The following is a 15,777-nucleotide window of genomic DNA, read 5'->3' as shown; positions in this document are numbered from 1 at the left end:
ACTATTAGCTCGTTGGTAATAAATTCTTTTTAAAATCATTCAGTAAGTCTTGAACAAACTGAATGCGTTTTCGTCGGTCCGTTAATGGTACGCTAAACTTGAACTTAGTTGGACCTTCCATTGCAAATTTTTGCGGCTGTGATTGCAGGAGTTTAACCAAATACGCTGGGTTTATGTCAGCATCAGGGTAAAACTCGATGAATCCGCCCTTATCATGTGCCTCAATTTTCTTCGCTTTGAGACTTCCTGCCCCAATTTTCAGTTCTGAGACAGAGAGAAGGTTTTTGGTTGCATCTGGCAATAAGCCAAAGCGATCAATCAGTTCTACCTTCAATTCCGACAAGCCTTCGTTGTCGCTGACGCTTGCAATACGTTTGTACATTGATAGGCGTGTATTCACGTCAGGGATGTAGTCATCCGGTAACAAGGCTGGAATACGCATTTCAATTTCCGTTTGCTCACGAAGCAAGTCATCCAACGATGGTTCTTTACCTTCTTTCAATGCTTCAACCGCTTGTTCAAGCATCTCCATATACAGTGTAAAGCCAACCGATTGAATTTGACCACTTTGTTCGTCACCTAATAGCTCACCTGCGCCACGAATCTCAAGATCGTGTGTTGCAAGAGTGAAACCTGCGCCCAGATCTTCTAACGAAGCAATAGCATCAAGACGCTTGATGGCGTCTTTGGTGATGGCTTTCGGATGTGGTGTCAATAAGTAAGCATAAGCTTGGTGGTGCGAACGACCTACACGACCACGTAATTGGTGAAGCTGCGCAAGACCAAGGTTATCGGCACGATCCATGATAATGGTGTTTGCCGTCGGAACGTCGATACCTGTTTCAATAATAGTGGTACAAACGAGTAAGTTGAAACGCTGGTGGTAGAAGTCGTTCATGATGCGTTCTAGTTCGCGTTCACGCATTTGACCGTGGGCAACCGTCACACGAGCTTCTGGGATCAGCTTTTGCAAGTCTTCAGCGGTTTTCTCGATGGTTTCGACTTGGTTATGCAGGAAGTACACTTGACCACCGCGCATAATTTCTCGCAATGCGGCTTCACGAACGACCGAATCTTCATGCTGGCGCACAAACGTCTTGATCGCTAAACGACGCGCTGGTGGCGTTGCGATGATCGATAAATCACGCATACCACTCATTGCCATATTCAGCGTACGAGGGATTGGCGTTGCCGTCAGCGTTAGGATGTCGACATCGGCACGCATTGCTTTTACTTTCTCTTTCTGGCGTACACCAAAACGGTGTTCTTCGTCGACGATCAACAAGCCAAGATCTTTGAATTTAATGTCGCTTGAAAGCAGCTTATGTGTACCAACAACGATGTCCACTTTACCGTCCGCGACGTCTTGAAGGATCACTTTCTGCTCTTTCGCTGATTTAAAGCGCGAAAGGACCTCTACACGAATTGGTAAGTTAGCAAAACGATCACGGAAGTTTTCAAAGTGCTGCTGAGCGAGCAGGGTAGTCGGCACCAATACGGCCACCTGCTTGCTGTTGTCTGTTGCCACGAAGGCTGCTCGCATTGCAACTTCGGTTTTACCAAAGCCAACGTCACCACATACGAGTCGGTCCATCGCTTTTGCTTGGCACATGTCCGAAAGTACCGCATTGATGGCGGTGGATTGGTCGTCCGTTTCTTCAAATGGGAATGTCGCTTTGAATGTGGCGTATTGGCCACGATCCAACTCGAATTTGTACCCCGGTTTTAGCTCGCGTTTTGCGTAAACATCCAGAAGTTCTGCTGCGACGTCACGTACTTTTTCTGCCGCTTTACGACGTGCTTTTGCCCACGCTTCACCGCCGAGTTTATGCAGTGGTGCACTCTCTTCTGCACCGCCAGAATAACGGCTGATTAAGTTCAGGGAAGAAACCGGAACGTAAAGTTTGGCATCGTTTTGATACTCAAGGGTAACGTATTCCGTTTTCATACCACCGGCTTCAAGCGTTTGCAGGCCGATGTAGCGTCCGATACCGTGGTCAATGTGTACGACAGGTTGCCCCGGTTTTAGCTCGGCAAGGTGGCGAATGACGGTGTCACTATTGACGGTTTTTTTGTCTTTGCGACGGCGTTGGATAACGCGATCACCGAGTAGGTCGCTTTCACAAATTAGTGCAAAGTTCAGCTCATCATGGATAAAACCATGTTCTGCAGCGCCAAGTATCAGGCTGAATCGGTCATTTGAATCTAGTGCTTGGTATATTGAGCCATGAACCACGGGACGTACTTTGATGCCTTGCAACAGTTCTGTCAGCGCTTCACGACGGCCTTCTGATTCGACAGAAAAGACGATTTTTCCCGTAAATTGTTCGCTAAATTGGCGAAGGCGAGACAGTGGCTCTTTGTTTTGTTGCTGGACACCAAGCTCTGCCAAAGACTGTACCGCGAGGTTCTGACGACCAGCACGTTTAACAATTTTCTCTAGGCTTAATAGGGCCTGAGGCAATTGTTTGATGTGCTTAAATAGTTCGTCTTTCTTTAGCCACAGTTCATGAGGGGCCAATAGCGGACGGAGTGGGTCGATTTTCTTTTGATCGTAACGGTAGTCAACGTCATTTAAGAAAGTATCGACCGCTGCTTCGATGTCTCCATAAATGATCAGTTGCGAATCTTCTGGTAAGTAATCGAACAGAGTCTCTGTGTGATCGAAGAACAATGGTTGCCAATATTCGATACCGGCAGGCCATGTTCCTTTGGTGACCTGCATATAAATCGATTCAGGCTCTCGGCGTGCTTCAAACTGTGTACGCCAACGGGTACGGAAGTCTTCGATTGCTACCTTGGTCGTCGGAAATTCGTGCGCAGGCAGTAATTGGATCTGCTGGATGTCTTCGATCGAACGTTGGTTCTCTGGGTCGAAAGTTCGTATCGTGTCGATCTCATCATCGAAGAAATCAATACGATAAGGGTCGGAGCTGCCCATAGGGAACAAATCTAAGATCGAACCGCGACTGGCGTATTCACCCGGTCCAAACACTTGATCGACGTGACGGTATCCCGAGTTTTCTAGCTGAGCACGTAGCTTTTCGAGTGAGAACTGGTCGCCCGTCTTAACCATCAAAGTGTGTTGCAGCAAAAAGTCTCTCGGAGACTGACGTTGCAAGATTGTGCTGACTGGTACGATCGTCACACCATTACGTTGATGAGGCAACTGGTATAAACGTGCAATTCGGTCTGAGATAATTTCTTGGTGCGGTGAAAAATTATCGTATGGCAAGGTTTCCCAATCCGGGAACAGGCTCACGGTTTGGTCTGTAAACTGCTCAATTTCAGCTTGTAGTTTTAGCGCGATTTGTGGATCGGGCACCACAAGGACTGAATGGCTTGAGTGTTGTTTTGCCAGTTCTGCAATGGCCATTGGTAATGACGCGCCAGGTAAATTCCCTAGCTGTTTTTTATCGCCACGTTCAGACGGATTAGTGACGGAAAGAATCGTTGCTTTTGTCATGGTCGTTATTTGTTATCTCGCTCTAGTGAACGCTGACGCAGTAGTTTCTGTTGTTGGTACAAAGCGGCTTTGATCAATAAATCTTGGTCGGCTTCTCTGAGCAATTTATACCTCAGAGTGGTAATGAAACCACGGTCACAAGGCTCGCATGCCACTACCTGAGCGTAGCAGTAAATGGCTGCAGCAGGGTGATCTAAGAACAGTTTTACTCGCACTAATTGTTGAGTCTCAATTTCAGTTTCTGAGCGATAGCTGAGCTGGCTTGCTCCAAACTGAGTGGTTTGAAAGCGCAGTGTTGCATCGTCTTGTTGAGAGAGCATAAAACTAAGTAAAAGGTTGAGCTTTGAATTCTGTGTATCCAACAGGCTGATGACGTGTTTCAGCTCTTTAGTTTGTAGTTCAAGGCGTGCATTATCTGCCAGCATATCTAAATGGCTAAATTCGCTCGCGACAATAAAAGGCGTTGGAATTTCCGAGACAAAGGTTTCCTCATCAGGCAGAACGAAGTCCGCCCCTAATGTTTCGACATTAAGAGTGAGGTTGTGGTGTACGGTGAAGTATTCTTGCTCTGTCATTAATCGGTCCTTTTCTGCCAACGAGCACTCTCATTTCATTGAAGAAAGAGAGGGATAGGGCACTGATTATCGCTAACTGAAATAAGTTATCAAGTTTCCATGTTTTGTCTGGGTGAACTTTCTCGCTTAAAAATGGACTTATTGCATGTCGTTGACAAATTTAGCGATTATCTTGTCTTCTTCATTGTAAGAGTAAGGTAAGATAACTCTTATTATTTAGCACTATTAGAAAACCAGTTGGTTTGTCCTATATGTATCATCCTATCTCTTTGTTTATTGGCTTGAGATATCTTCGGGGTCGTTCCGGAGATAGGTTCAGTCGATTCGTGTCTTATATGTCGACCGCAGGCATTACGATCGGTGTGATGGCGCTTGTGACCGTACTCTCTGTCATGAACGGTTTTGAAGCGCAACTAAAAGAGCGCATTTTAGGTGTGTTGCCTCACGCCGTAATTTCACAACATGATGGCAAAACGCCAATGACAGCGACGGCGCCTGAATTTATCCAGAAGATGTCTACGATGGCAAAGCCTGAACCGATCGTTCGTGGAGAAGCGGTTATTCAAAGTTCTGCACAATTGACCGCGGGCTACTTGATTGGGATTGAACCAAAACAAGGCGACCCTATTTCAAACCATTTAATCGCAGGTCGATTGTCTTCTTTAAAAGCGGGTGAGTATAAGGTCTTCTTAGGACACAGCTTGGCGCGATCGTTAAAAGTCTCAATGGGCGATAAAGTGCGTTTAATGGTAACGAATGCATCACAATTTACTCCGTTAGGGCGTATTCCTAGTCAGCGTAACTTTACCGTTGCGGGGTTGTTTAATACTGGCTCGGACGTTGATGGACAATTGATGATTGTGAACATGACGGATGCGGCAAAGTTGATGCGCTTACCTAAAGAGACGGTCTCTGGTTGGCGTGTCTTTTTCTCCGACCCGTTTATGGTGACTGAGTTTGCAGATAAACCTATGCCTGAAGGTTGGCAGTGGAGTGACTGGCGTGCACAACGCGGTGAACTTTTCCAAGCGGTTAAAATGGAAAAGAACATGATGGGCTTGATGCTCGGTTTAATAGTCGGTGTTGCCGCGTTTAACATCATTTCTGCTTTGATCATGGTGGTGATGGAGAAGCAATCTGAAGTCGCAATTCTCAAAACCCAGGGGATGAAGCAATCTCAGGTGATGGCTATTTTTATGGTTCAAGGTGCTAGCAGTGGCGTAATTGGCGCGATTGTTGGTGGAGTGGTAGGCGTGGCTTTGTCGCTTAACCTCAATGCGATTCTGGAAGCAGCTGGTGTGGCGCTATTTAGCTTTGGTGGCCATCTGCCAATTGTTATCGATTCATTCCAAATTTTATTAGTGGTAGTGCTGGCGATTGCTCTGAGTCTTGCTGCAACTGTATATCCATCTTATCGAGCATCTTCTGTTAAACCTGCTGAGGCACTTCGCTATGAATAAGCTATTAGAATGTCGTGATATTCGTAAAGTCTACCGAGAGGGCTCGTTAGATACAGAAGTGTTGAAAGGCGTGAGCTTTGATATTGATAAAGGTGAGTTAGTGTCAATTGTTGGCTCATCGGGCTCAGGGAAAAGTACTTTACTGCACATCCTTGGTGCGTTGGACGACGCATCACAAGGTGAGGTCGACTTTCTTGGCCAAGACCTATCTGCATTGAGTTCAAATAAACAAGCCGCGTTGCGTAACAAACACCTTGGTTTTGTGTATCAATTCCATCATTTGTTGGCGGATTTTACAGCAGTAGAGAATGTGGCAATGCCCCTGCTGATCGGTGGAACGAAAGTATCGGAAGCAAAAGAAGCTGCTCAAACTCTACTCGAAAAGGTGGGATTAGGTCATCGCATGGATCATCGTCCGTCCGAACTTTCTGGTGGTGAGCGTCAGCGCGTAGCCATTGCACGAGCTTTGGTGAACAAGCCTGATCTGGTATTGGCGGATGAGCCAACGGGTAACTTAGACCACAATACTGCTCTGGCGATTTACGATTTGATGCGTGAATTAAACCAAGAGTCGAACATTGCCTTTTTAGTTGTTACTCATGATAACGAGTTAGCCGCGAAAATGGATCGCCAAATGCATATGCAAGATGGCTTGCTGGTGGATCGCTTTATCACTGAAACAGCGGTTGCGGAGGGCTAATTTTGTTTTCATCTCTAGCACTGATGATCGGGGGCCGATTCAGCCGCGCTAAAAAGCGTAACAAAATGGTGTCGTTCATTTCGCTTTCTTCCACGATTGGTATTGCGGTTGGCGTTGCGGTTATCATTATTGGCCTTTCAGCAATGAATGGTTTTGAACGTGAGCTGCAATCGCGCGTGTTATCAGTTATTCCGCATGGTGAGTTAGAAGGGGTCAATGGACCACTGCACAACTACACCAAAACTATGAATCAGGCATTGAGTCATGAACATGTTGTCGCGGCGGCGCCTTATGTTCGCTTTACTGGTTTGGCGGAAAAAGGCAGCAAGCTTAAAGCCGTTGAAGTACGAGGTGTCGATCCGGCTTTTGAGCAGGCCGTATCAAGCATGTCTGATTTTATTGATCCCCAAGCATGGCAGAATTTTTATGCTGGTCAGCAGCAAGTCATTCTGGGGCGTGGAGTTGCCAACGAATTAAATGTTGAGGTTGGTGACTACGTTACGTTAATGATTCCGCAAACGGGAAGCACCAGCAAAGTTCAAGCACCAAAACGTGTGCGAGTCAAAGTCTCAGGTTTTTTAACGCTTAACGGCCAGATCGATCATTCACTCGCTCTGGTTCCATTAAAAGATGCACAGGCGTATGCACGTTTAGGCGATGGTGTTACAGGGATTTCATTGAAGACAGATGATGTACTTAATGCACCTTCGATCGTGCGTGAAGTCGGTAGTCTGATTGATGTGTATGTCTACCTCAAGAGCTGGCAACAACAATTTGGTTTCTTGTATCGCGACATCCAACTGGTTCGCACCATTATGTACTTGGTGATGGTTCTGGTGATTGGTGTAGCAAGCTTCAACATCGTTTCTACATTGATGATGGCCGTAAAAGATCGCGCTGCAGAAATTGCGATATTACGCACCATGGGCGCAAAAGATGGGCTAATTAAACGTATCTTTGTATGGCAAGGTGTGTTCTCGGGCGTATTCGGAAGTATTGCAGGCAGTATTGTTGGTGTGTTTGTCGCGCTAAACTTAACCCCCATCATTAAAGCGTTAGAGAGTTTAATCGGACATCAGTTCTTATCGGGTGACATCTACTTTGTTGACTTCTTACCTTCCCAGTTGCATTGGCCTGATGTGGCTTTGGTTTCGGGAACGGCAATCATGTTGAGCTTGTTAGCAACTTGGTACCCTGCTTCTCGCGCAGCGAAGCTCAATCCTGCTGCGGTATTGAGTTCCAAGTAATCGAAAGAAAGACTTTAGCCGACGCTCTCAAGCGGCAGGCACAAAAAAGGACCGAATCTCGGTCCTTTCTTTTATCTATGTTCAGCTTATCTCTGTCATGGCTCGGTAGACTTCATACTTGAGTTACAGCGCCTTTCATGTCGAACGTTAACTGTTCTCCATTCGATGCTCTACAACCTGCTAATTGAAGAATAAGTACTTATCTTATCTTACGTTTTTGCCAGCTTCTCACGACTGAGTAACGCCAAAGCCCCCGAATACCAAAATAGCCAATGATGGCTGATACAACGCCGCATATTGCGCAGCCTAGTAGGAACGGTGGTCCAATAGTGTTCATTTGTTGCATGATGAATTCCCACGACAACTCAAAATGGAATGGCTGTGGAGGAACGTGCATAACCAAAGCGCCAAGTTTGTACGCAAAGTAGAACAACACTGGCATCGTGATAGGGTTGCTGATCCATACCAATGCAACAGAAAGCGGTAAGTTAACGCCAAGCATGATGGCGAGACCTGCGGCCATGATCATCTGACTCGGAAGCGGAACAAACGCCATAAATAAGCCAACAGCAAAAGCACCAGATGCAGAGCGACGGTTTAAACACCACAAGTTTGGGTTGTATAACACGTTGCCGAAGACCTTTAGTGCTTTTTGGCGTTTGATCATTTCATGATCTGGCATGAAGCGTTTTATCAGCTTTCTAGGCATAGGACGACATGACTCTCTTAGAAAAAAGTTGGACCTTGGCATTATTTGTCGCGAGCGTTATTTCGTCTGCATGGTGGCCGACGATGCCAGATTGGCGATGGTTGCTGCTGGGAATAATTGCCATTGGCTCAATAATCAAATTACGTCGAGGCTTAATTAGCATAGGCGTAATTTCGGGCTGTATGGTTGTTATTGTCCACGGCAATGTTATGGAACATCAAAGACAAGCCCTGTTTCAAGCAGGGGTGAATATTACCATAATTGGTAAAGTTGACAGCCCTTTTACGCAAATAAGTCACGGATATGAAGGAATTGCGGTGGTTCGCGGGGTGAATTCTCAAAACCTGTTACCTTTTCTTAAACCGAAAATCCGTCTGATAACCCCTTTCCCACTGCCTGTTAACAGTGACTTTACTACTCAAGTTTCACTTAAACCCATTCTAGGGTTGAGAAATGAAGCGGGTTTTGATTCTGAGCAACAAGCCATTGGGCAGGGAATTGTTGCAAGGGCAACGTCGTCACGTAATGCCAAGTGGCAGATTCGTTCTTCGTACTCTGTTCGTCAGCAAATCATTCAGTCGGTTTCTGGAAGCATCTCGCGCCTCAAACATTATCCACTCATCAATGCGCTCGCCTTTAGTGACCGCTCACTTTTAACGTATCAAGATTGGCAGCTGCTACGGGATAGTGGGTTATTGCACCTTGTCTCTATTTCCGGTTTGCATATTGGGATGGCATTCAGTTTTGGTATTTTCGCCGGGGTTGCGCTTCGGTATATTTTTTTCAATCTCCAGCTGTTACCACCTTTCATTGGGATTATCACTGCGTTTTTGTACGCTTGGCTTGCAGATTTTTCTTTGCCGACGATAAGAGCTTTTTCTGTCTGTGTTATTTATGTGTCATTAAAGTTTTGGCTGGTGTATTGGAGCGCTTGGCGTGTATTGCTGTTAGCAGTCGCTATTCAGCTTTGCATTGAACCTTTTGCTTCTCTTAGTCTGAGTTTTTGGTTGTCGTATCTCTCTGTTGTTGCGGTACTGCTTGCGGTGAATGCCGTTCAGAGCCACAAGGGGGATTGGAAGGACAAGTTGATCTTGTTGTTGAAAGTACAGTTAGTACTTACTTTGTTGATCGTGCCGATCAGTGGGTATTTCTTCTCTGGCACCAGTCTAACCTCAATTATTTATAACCTAGTATTTATACCTTGGTTTGGGATGATTGTGGTTCCTCTGATGTTTCTTGCACTCATGTTTTCGCTTTGCTCTTATTTCATTTCGGCGTGGTTTTGGCAAGGCATGGACTGGGCGCTATGGCCATTGAGTTGGTCTTTACCCTTTGCCACAGGGAGTTGGCAGTTTCTCAGTTTAAAAGCAACGCTTCTTGTCGGTGTGGCAAGTGCTTGTCTTTTGCTTGGTCGCTTTTTTCGGGCGAACGGACTGCTTTTATTACTTTTGGTCACGACTTGTGTGGTGTTCTTTCATGATTCAACTAGAGACCGATGGCGAGTGGATGTTCTCGATGTTGGGCATGGGCTTGCAGTATTAATCGAAAAAGGCGGCAAGGTATTGCTTTATGACACAGGTAAAGGATGGGGGAGCGGTAGCATTGCTGAGCAGGTTATCGCCCCGACTTTACATCGTCGAGGTTACGGTTCCATTGATGGGGTCATCATTAGCCATGCGGACTCTGACCATGCAGGAGGTCGTCAATACATCGAAAGTGCTTTCAATCCGACCAATAAGTTCAGCAGCCAGAATTACACTGACTACAAAGCGTGCGTTGCAGGGGAGTACTGGTCATGGCAATCCTTGAATATGGAAGTGTTGTGGCCACCGAAGTTGGTTCAGCGTGCCTACAATCCCCACTCTTGTGTGATTAGGGTAGTCGACTCTCAATCTGGTTTCCGTCTGCTGCTGACGGGAGATATTGAAGCCATAAGTGAATGGATACTCATGCGTGAGCCTGAGAAACTAGAAAGTGATGTGATGTTGGTTCCTCACCATGGCAGCAAGAGTTCTTCGAACCCCAAATTTGTTCAAGCCGTTTCCCCCAAATTAGCCATTGCTTCTCTCGCAAAAAGTAATCAATGGGGGATGCCTGCTGAAAATGTTGTATCAGCTTATGAAGAGAGCAAGGCGCTTTGGTTAGACACAGGCAGTGATGGTCAAGTATCGGTGTTTATTGAGCAAGACAATTGGCACTTCGAAGTTAAACGAAGTGAGACATTTGACCCTTGGTATAGGCAGATGCTGCGTAAGGGAGTAGAATAAGAGTCTTAATGTAAGAAAATAAAGCACTTCTATGTCGATAAATACTGATGAAACGACCTGGCAGACGTTTAAGCGTCTATGGCAATTTATTCGCCTTTATAAGGCCGGTTTGATCGTTGCTGTCATTGCATTAGTCGTTAATGCTGTTTCAGATACCTACATGATTTCCCTGCTTAAACCACTTCTTGATGAAGGTTTTGGCAATGCAGAGTCAGACTTTCTACGCACACTCCCATTAATTGTTTTCGCCATGATGTTTATTCGTGGTGTGAGTGGGTTTGTCTCGACCTATTGTTTGAGCTGGGTTTCCGGCAACGTCGTGATGCAAATTCGACGAATGGTGTTCAACCACTTTATGCATATGCCTGTTTCTTATTTTGATAAAGAAAAAACAGGCAACTTATTGTCACGTATCACTTACGACTCAGAGCAAGTATCTGCTGCAACTAGCCAAGCATTGGTCAGTATCGTTCGTGAAGGTGCAAGTATCATTGGCTTGTTGGTTTTGATGTTCTACAACAGCTGGCAATTGTCTTTGGTACTGTTTGCTGTTGCTCCTGTTGTTGCTTGGGGTATTGGTATCGTTTCTAAACGATTCAGAAAAATTTCAAAGAACATGCAAACCATGATGGGTCATGTGACGGCTTCCGCGGAGCAAATGCTGAAAGGTCATAAAGTCGTACTAAGTTATGGTGGTCAAGACATCGAAGGCAAACGCTTCGAGAAAGTCAGCAATCAGATGCGCCAGCAAAGCATGAAGCTAGTGACAGCTCAAGCAGCTGCGAACCCGATCATTCAAATGATTGCATCTATCGCGATTGTTGTCGTGCTTTACCTTGCTAGTATCGACTCAATTAAAGACCAATTGACTCCGGGTACATTTACGGTTGTATTCTCTGCGATGTTTGGTTTGATGCGTCCATTGAAAGCTCTGACGAATGTTACGTCACAGTTCCAACGCGGTATGGCGGCAAGCCAAACCTTGTTTGCACTGGTCGATCTAGAACCAGAAAAGAACGAAGGTAAATTCAAAGTAGAGCGTGCGCAAGGCGATGTAACTGTCAAAGATGTCAGCTTTACTTATGAAGGTGCAGAAAAACCAGCGCTTGAGAATGTCAGTTTTGACATTCCAAAAGGTAAGACGGTTGCTCTCGTTGGGCGCTCAGGTTCAGGAAAGAGTACCATTGCTAATTTGTTCAACCGTTTCTATGACGTAAGCAGTGGTTCAATTACGCTTGATGGTCATGACATTCGTGATTATGAGCTTAAGAATCTTCGTGAGCAGTTTGCGCTTGTTTCGCAAAACGTACATTTGTTCAACGACACGATTGCAAACAACATTGCTTACGCGACAGAAGAACAATACTCACGTGAAGACATTGAGCGTGCAGCCAAACTGGCTCATGCGATGGAGTTCATTGGTAAAATGGACGGTGGCTTAGACGCGATGATTGGCGAAAATGGTGCGAGTTTGTCAGGTGGCCAGCGCCAGCGTGTCGCAATTGCACGTGCACTTCTACGTGATGCACCTGTGCTGGTACTTGATGAGGCAACGTCAGCTCTGGATACGGAATCGGAACGTGCTATTCAATCGGCGCTGGATGAACTGCAAAAAGACAAGACGGTACTGGTGATTGCTCACCGTTTGTCGACCATCGAAAACGCTGATGAAATCCTTGTAGTCGATGAAGGCGCTATCGTTGAGCGTGGTAGTCATGCTGATTTGATCGCTAAAGATGGCGCTTATGCCCAGCTTCATCGAATTCAATTTGGTGCCTAAGCGCTGTGATTGAAAAGATCTGGTTCGAAAACCATCCGCTTAAATACTTGCTATGGCCGCTTTTGTGGCCATTAAGCTTGCTGTTTGGTGCGATAAGCCAATCGAAACGCCGTCAATACCAAGTCGGCAAGAAAGAAGCCTACAAAGCACCCGTGCCTGTTGTGGTCGTTGGTAACATTACCGCTGGTGGCAATGGTAAAACGCCAGTGGTAGTGTGGCTGGTAGAGCAATTGCAACTAATGGGTTATAAACCCGGAGTGGTATCGCGTGGTTACGGCGCAAAAGCACCTCAGTATCCGCTTGTTCTTGATGATAATACACCAGCGAAACACTGTGGTGATGAGCCTAAGCTAATTCATCGTCGTACTGGTGCGCCAGTAGCCGTAGACCCGATTCGTGCTAATGCGGTGAAAGCATTGCTTGAAACTGGCGTTGACATCATTATTACTGACGATGGCCTCCAGCATTACGCTTTAGAGCGAGATATCGAGTTCGTTATCGTTGATGGCAATCGTCGCTTTGGCAATGAAAGCCTTATTCCACTTGGTCCGCTACGTGAAGGGGTAGAGCGTCTTGCTGAAGTCGACTTTATCATCACTAACGGTGGAAAAGCGCATCAAGATGAAATGCCAATGTCTTTAGCGCCGTCTAAAGCGATCAATTTGAAGACGAAGCAGCAAGTGGATGTGAGTGAGTTGAAAGACTTAGTCGCATTTGCAGGTATTGGGCATCCACCTCGTTTTTTTAATACACTTAACGCAATGAATGCGGATGTCAAAGTCACGAAAGGGTTTGCCGATCATCAGGACTTTGACCAACAAGAATTAGATGCATTGGCTCAACAAGGAGCGAATGTGATTATGACAGAAAAAGATGCCGTTAAATGCGACCGCTATGCGCAAGACAATTGGTGGTATCTTCCTGTTTCTGCTCAGTTTGAACAACATGATGCAGAACGAATTTTAAATCGAATAAAAGAGGTTAAAGCGACTTATGGATCACCGTCTGCTTGAGATTGTAGCTTGCCCTGTGTGCAAAGGTAAGCTGACGTACGATAAAGATAATCAAGAGTTGATCTGCAAATTAGATCGCCTTGCTTACCCAATCAAAGAGGGTATTCCTGTTCTCCTTGAACCAGAAGCAAGAACCATGAGCATGGACGAGGGACGCTAATGTCTTTTACGGTTGTCATTCCTGCGCGTTACGCGTCAAGCCGCTTACCGGGTAAGCCGTTGGCAGACATTGGTGGTAAACCAATGATCCAATGGGTTTATGAGCAAGCGTTACAAGCGGGCGCTGAAGACGTGATTATTGCGACTGACGATGAGCGCGTATCGGCGGCTGCAGAGCAGTTTGGTGGCAAGGTTTGTATGACCTCGCCAAACCATGAATCTGGCACTGAGCGACTAGCAGAAGTGGTAGAAAAAATGGCAATTCCTGCAGACCACATTGTGGTTAATGTTCAGGGTGATGAACCATTGATTCCGCCGTCTATTATTCGCCAAGTGGCTGATAACCTAGCAGGTTGCGATGCGCCAATGGCAACGCTTGCGGTTGAGATTGAATCGGAAGAGGAAGTGTTTAACCCGAATGCGGTAAAAGTGGTCGCGGACGAGCGTGGTTACGCTATGTACTTTAGTCGTGCGACGATTCCATGGGATCGTGACAACTTTGCCAAGCAAGACAAAACCATCGTAAATCCATTGATGCGTCACATTGGCATCTACGCTTACCGTGCTGGCTTCATCAATACTTATGTGAATTGGCAGCCAAGCGCACTTGAGCAAATCGAGTGTCTAGAGCAACTTCGCGTGCTTTGGTACGGTGAAAAGATTCATGTTGCGGTTGCAAAAGAAGCGCCAGCAGCAGGTGTGGATACGCAAGCCGACCTTGAAGCGGTAAGAACAATTATTGCAAAGCAAGCTTAATACACCGCACTGACTGATTTAGATAGATAAAGGCTCCTAAGTTAGGAGCCTTTTCTTTTATTCATTAGTAGAAGGGGAGTTCTAGATATTTGTGTCGTACTGATTGCGTTTCGGACAGGTAGAGAGAATCTCTCGGTGTCCGGTATCTTTTACTTCCTCCAAAATCACATCGAAGCCCCATAAGCGATAAACATGTTTCAACACCTCTTCATAACTGTTATCCAATGGAATTCGGTTATGAGGGACGTATTGAAGTGTTAACGAACGATCGCCTCTCACATCCACGTTAAATACCTGAATGTTTGGCTCTAGATTGGCTAAGTTATATTGTGCGGCTAGCGCCTCTCGGATGCGTTTGTAACCCATCTCATCGTGAATGGCGGCAACCTCAACGAAGTTCTTACGATCATCATCATTAATGGCGAAAAGTTTAAAATCTCGCATTAGCTTTGGTGACAAGTATTGGCTGATAAAACTTTCATCTTTGAAGTTATGCATCGCAAAGTGAAGCGTGTCTAACCAATCGGCTCCGGCAATTTCTGGGAACCACTCTTTATCCTCATCGGTTGGCTCTTCACAGATACGTTTTATGTCTCTGAACATCGCAAAGCCAAGCGCATAAGGGTTAATGCCGCTAAAGTACGGACTGTTATAAGCAGGTTGAGCAACAACGCTGGTGTGACTATGTAGAAATTCGAGAATAAACTTCTCTGATACTAAGCCCTCATCGTAAAGGTGATTCAGAATCGTGTAGTGCCAAAATGTTGCCCACCCTTCATTCATAACTTGGGTTTGTTTCTGAGGGTAAAAGTACTGGCTAACTTTACGGACAATTCGGACGATTTCACGCTGCCAAGGCTCCAGCAATGGCGCATGTTTCTCGAAGAAATAAAGCAGGTTTTCCTGTGGCTCACTTGGGAAACGAATCTTGATATCTTCTTCTTTAGTTTTTGCCTGTGGAACGGTACGCCAAAGTTCGTTCACTTGAGATTGAAGATAGGCTTCGCGCTCTTCTTGACGAGCTTTCTCTTCATTAATAGAGATTTTTTCGGGACGCTTATAGCGGTCTACACCGAAGTTCATTAATGCATGGCATGAGTCAAGTAGTTGCTCAACTTCATGCACCCCGTATCGCTCTTCACATTCCGCAATGTAGTTCTTCGCAAACAAGAGATAGTCAATGATCGAGCTGGCGTCGGTCCACGTTTGGAACAGATAATTGCCCTTGAAGAACGAGTTGTGTCCATAACAAGCGTGAGCGATAACAAGCGCCTGCATCGTGATGGTGTTCTCTTCCATCAAATAAGCGATACATGGGTTGGAGTTAATCACGATCTCGTAAGCCAAGCCCATTTGACCGTGTTTGTAGTTTTGCTCAGTTTGGATGAACTTTTTGCCAAACGACCAATGATTGTAGTTGATGGGCATACCGATACTTGAGTATGCATCCATCATTTGTTCAGAGGTAATCACCTCGATTTGGTTTGGGTAAGTGTCGAGGCGATAATGCTCCGCGACACGCTTGATTTCTTTGTGATAACGCTCCAACAATTCAAACGTCCAGTCTGGGCCGTCTGGAAGCATATTTTCTCTGCGCTTCTTCGAAGCTTCCCCCGAAAGGTTTTTCGTTGCGGTATTCATCGCT

General features: G+C 45.8%; 12 protein-coding genes. 8 read left to right on the top strand and 4 right to left on the bottom strand.

From position 1 onward, the window contains the following. Nucleotides 1-4: 4 nt before the first annotated feature. Together mfd and ITG12_RS06095 are read right to left on the bottom strand one after the other, a co-directional pair. Nucleotides 5-3,466 (bottom strand): transcription-repair coupling factor, encoded by a 3,462-nt coding sequence (gene mfd, locus ITG12_RS06100; protein WP_248873841.1) that lies wholly within the window; start codon nt 3,464-3,466, stop codon nt 5-7. Nucleotides 3,467-3,471: 5 nt separating this feature from the next. Further along, a complete protein-coding gene (locus tag ITG12_RS06095; RefSeq protein ID WP_038866671.1) occupies nt 3,472-4,041 on the bottom strand; it encodes a PilZ domain-containing protein in 570 nt (189 codons plus the stop codon). 251 nt (nt 4,042-4,292) lie between these two features. On the opposite strand from ITG12_RS06095, the gene lolC reads away from it, so the two are divergent. From lolC to lolE, 3 genes are read left to right on the top strand one after another with little or no spacing between them, the layout of a single operon-like run. After that, nucleotides 4,293-5,501, top strand: coding sequence for a lipoprotein-releasing ABC transporter permease subunit LolC (gene lolC / locus ITG12_RS06090; RefSeq protein ID WP_248873840.1), 1,209 nt, complete (start codon nt 4,293-4,295; stop codon nt 5,499-5,501). After that, nucleotides 5,494-6,201, top strand: coding sequence for a lipoprotein-releasing ABC transporter ATP-binding protein LolD (gene lolD, locus ITG12_RS06085; protein ID WP_038875924.1), 708 nt, complete (start codon nt 5,494-5,496; stop codon nt 6,199-6,201). Before lolC ends, lolD begins: the two co-directional genes overlap by 8 nt. A gap of 2 nt (nt 6,202-6,203) precedes the next feature. Beyond that, nucleotides 6,204-7,448: a lipoprotein-releasing ABC transporter permease subunit LolE gene (gene lolE, locus ITG12_RS06080; RefSeq protein WP_038866676.1), complete on the top strand. Its 1,245-nt coding sequence runs from the start codon at nt 6,204-6,206 to the stop codon at nt 7,446-7,448. 199 nt (nt 7,449-7,647) lie between these two features. Here lolE and ITG12_RS06075 read toward each other — a convergent pair whose 3' ends face one another. Further along, nucleotides 7,648-8,157: a DUF2062 domain-containing protein gene (locus tag ITG12_RS06075; protein ID WP_005431694.1), complete on the bottom strand. Its 510-nt coding sequence runs from the start codon at nt 8,155-8,157 to the stop codon at nt 7,648-7,650. 8 nt (nt 8,158-8,165) lie between these two features. On the opposite strand from ITG12_RS06075, the gene ITG12_RS06070 reads away from it, so the two are divergent. Genes ITG12_RS06070 through kdsB form a run of 5 tightly spaced genes read left to right on the top strand, consistent with a single transcriptional unit; the run spans nt 8,166 to nt 14,132 of the window. Further along, entirely contained in the window at nt 8,166-10,424 is a 2,259-nt protein-coding gene (locus ITG12_RS06070) for a DNA internalization-related competence protein ComEC/Rec2 (protein WP_248873839.1), read from the top strand. 31 nt (nt 10,425-10,455) lie between these two features. Further along, on the top strand, nt 10,456-12,204 hold the full coding sequence (gene msbA, locus ITG12_RS06065) for a lipid A ABC transporter ATP-binding protein/permease MsbA (protein WP_038866683.1): 1,749 nt from the start codon (nt 10,456-10,458) through the stop codon (nt 12,202-12,204). Between the two features lie 5 nt (nt 12,205-12,209). Further along, nucleotides 12,210-13,217: a tetraacyldisaccharide 4'-kinase gene (lpxK, locus tag ITG12_RS06060; protein ID WP_248873838.1), complete on the top strand. Its 1,008-nt coding sequence runs from the start codon at nt 12,210-12,212 to the stop codon at nt 13,215-13,217. Beyond that, entirely contained in the window at nt 13,198-13,377 is a 180-nt protein-coding gene (locus ITG12_RS06055) for a Trm112 family protein (RefSeq protein WP_005378451.1), read from the top strand. Before lpxK ends, ITG12_RS06055 begins: the two co-directional genes overlap by 20 nt. Then, nucleotides 13,377-14,132 carry a 3-deoxy-manno-octulosonate cytidylyltransferase gene (gene kdsB, locus ITG12_RS06050; RefSeq protein WP_038866685.1) on the top strand — a complete coding sequence of 252 codons (756 nt, stop codon included), beginning with the start codon at nt 13,377-13,379 and terminating at the stop codon, nt 14,130-14,132. The genes ITG12_RS06055 and kdsB overlap by 1 nt, the downstream gene beginning before the upstream one ends. An 81-nt stretch (nt 14,133-14,213) precedes the next feature. On the opposite strand, the gene ITG12_RS06045 is transcribed toward kdsB, so the two are convergent. Then, nucleotides 14,214-15,773 (bottom strand): SpoVR family protein, encoded by a 1,560-nt coding sequence (locus ITG12_RS06045; protein WP_038866687.1) that lies wholly within the window; start codon nt 15,771-15,773, stop codon nt 14,214-14,216. Nucleotides 15,774-15,777: the final 4 nt, after the last annotated feature.

This window comes from Vibrio sp. ED002 (genome assembly GCF_023277445.1).
Lineage (GTDB): Bacteria > Pseudomonadota > Gammaproteobacteria > Enterobacterales > Vibrionaceae > Vibrio > Vibrio jasicida.
This window is presented reverse-complemented; position numbering and strand designations above follow the sequence as displayed.